General features: G+C 38.7%; 4 protein-coding genes. All 4 read right to left on the reverse strand.

The annotated features are described in order from the left end of the window. Window positions 1–161: 161 nt before the first annotated feature. Complete coding sequence (locus VZ94_RS32985; RefSeq protein WP_369126316.1) at window positions 162–251, reverse strand: hypothetical protein; 90 nt, start codon at window positions 249–251, stop codon at window positions 162–164. Beyond that, a complete protein-coding gene (locus tag VZ94_RS21285; protein ID WP_082081893.1) occupies window positions 230–1,084 on the reverse strand; it encodes a DpnI domain-containing protein in 855 nt (284 codons plus the stop codon). The genes VZ94_RS32985 and VZ94_RS21285 overlap by 22 nt, the downstream gene beginning before the upstream one ends. Before the next feature lie 32 nt (window positions 1,085–1,116). Then, window positions 1,117–1,497, reverse strand: a complete 381-nt coding sequence (locus VZ94_RS31285) for an LptF/LptG family permease (RefSeq protein WP_338040573.1) — start codon at window positions 1,495–1,497, stop codon at window positions 1,117–1,119. A gap of 31 nt (window positions 1,498–1,528) precedes the next feature. Beyond that, on the reverse strand, window positions 1,529–1,849 hold a 321-nt coding region (locus VZ94_RS31290; protein ID WP_131655681.1), incomplete at its 5' end, for an LptF/LptG family permease.

The following is a 1,849-nucleotide window of genomic DNA, read 5'->3' on the forward strand; positions in this document are numbered from 1 at the left end:
CGCGACCAATTAGAAAGCCATAGTTTTACATACCCGTCATTCCGGCATGGATTGCCGGAATCCAGTGCCATGGATGGCGCTCTTCAAGTCCCCCTGTGTTCTTGGTAATCCATGCCGAGATGACGACCCGGAGACGAACTACGGTTCTCAAATTGGGCGGGCTATATTTCTGTACTTGATAAATCAGAATAATCCAGTACTACTTCTTCAGACTTATACATTTGATTAGCTATTGCAATGGCATCTTCAATATTATTGGCTTTAACTTCAACTGTTCTTGATAAAACTTCCTGAAATTGAATTTTAAATGTTTCCATAATTCACTTTTTTTATAGTTACCACGACCGATAAATTCAATAATTCCTTTATCTCTGAGTACTTGCAGTTGCTGTCTGATTTTGTCTTTTATAAAGTTATTGTTGGGATATTTCAGTTTTAGTTTTTGCTCGAAACTGTAGATTTCGTCAAGTGTAAAAGTGTCTTTTTTGATTAAATCTACGCAGTGCATAATATCTAAAACCCAGCCTTTTGCATCTGTACTTTTTGTTCGTAAAAATAATGTCTTATTGAATTTTTCCTGTACAAAACCTTGGTTGATTATTTGGGTGTTTTTTACCAAATAGACTTTTCCTGCTTCCGCAACTTTTGAAATATCAATATTGCAGCCTACCCAGCCTGCGCGTCGTGCTGTCTCCGATAATGCGGGTCGTTTTATGATAATTTCAGGTGTGAAAAACTGTTTAGGAATAATTAAGAAATCACTAACAGTCCATTGTTTGGTATAGGTTAAAAAGAAGAAATTCGGATTGTTTTCAGAATTAATCCTCTCAATCATTTTAGAGTAGGCTCCATCAGTAATGGTGTTTGATAGTTTTCCACCTTTACTTTTTAATTCAAATTCTTCGCTACATGTTTTACAGTAAAAATCGGCTACTGGACGATTATTTGTAAATCTATTTAATGGCAAGTCGCCGCAATTGGGGCAATATGAATTGTTTAAAACCCAATTTTCGGTTAATAGTCTTGCTATTTGTGAGTTACTTTTATAGCCGATTGCTAAATTGGTATTGAAAGCTAAGTTCATTATATTCTGCTATTGTCGTAGTTAGCTCACTTCTACACCTTCCTAACCGCCCACACCCCCACTAACGCCACTGTTACACTAGGTAAAAATGCCATTAGTGCTGGATTTAAGTCGTAAATTAATCCTAAATGACTTATCGTCATGTCTAATACGTTAAAACTTAAGCCAATAACGACGCCGATTAATATTCTGGCACCAGCCGTGACGCCGCGTTTTACGCCGATGACAAAGGGCGTTGATACTAACAGCATTACGAAAATGACTAGCGGGTTGACAATACGTCCCCAGAATGCGGCTTCAAAACGATGCGATTTTTGGCCGTTATGTTTTAGAAAATCGGTGTAAATCGCTAAATCATACAGTGATAAGTTGTCAGGCTTGACGATGGCGATTTTTAGTAAATCCGGTGCGATAGAGGAAGCCCATGGTTCGTTGGCAACGCTGTCAGCGTAGACGTTTTTCTTGTGTTAGGCTTGAACGCTTTAAATTTTGTAACCGCCATTGTTGTTGTCCTAAATAAACTGCTTGCTCCGCGTGTTGCATTTCTGTGAGCTGTTGCTGGTCATCGACCTGATAAATGCTGATATTAGCCAATGAGCCATCATCATTAAGTTCTCTGATATTGATGAAGCGTTGACCTTCTCTAAGCCATATACCATAACGAGTGTGGGTAATCATGGTTTTATGCAGAGCCGTAGCGCGCAATAACTGGGCTTGTGGTTCTGTTATTGGTGCAATAAATTCGCCAACACCTATAGCTAGCAC

It is taken from the genome of Methylocucumis oryzae (assembly GCF_000963695.1).
In the GTDB taxonomy this organism is placed as follows: Bacteria; Pseudomonadota; Gammaproteobacteria; order Methylococcales; family Methylomonadaceae; genus Methylovulum; species Methylovulum oryzae.

Excerpts from the sequence above, each read along its gene's own strand:
- VZ94_RS21285 (WP_082081893.1), bottom strand. The coding sequence starts at position 1,084 with ATGAACTTAGCTTTCAATACCAATTTAGCAATCGGCTATAAAAGTAAC.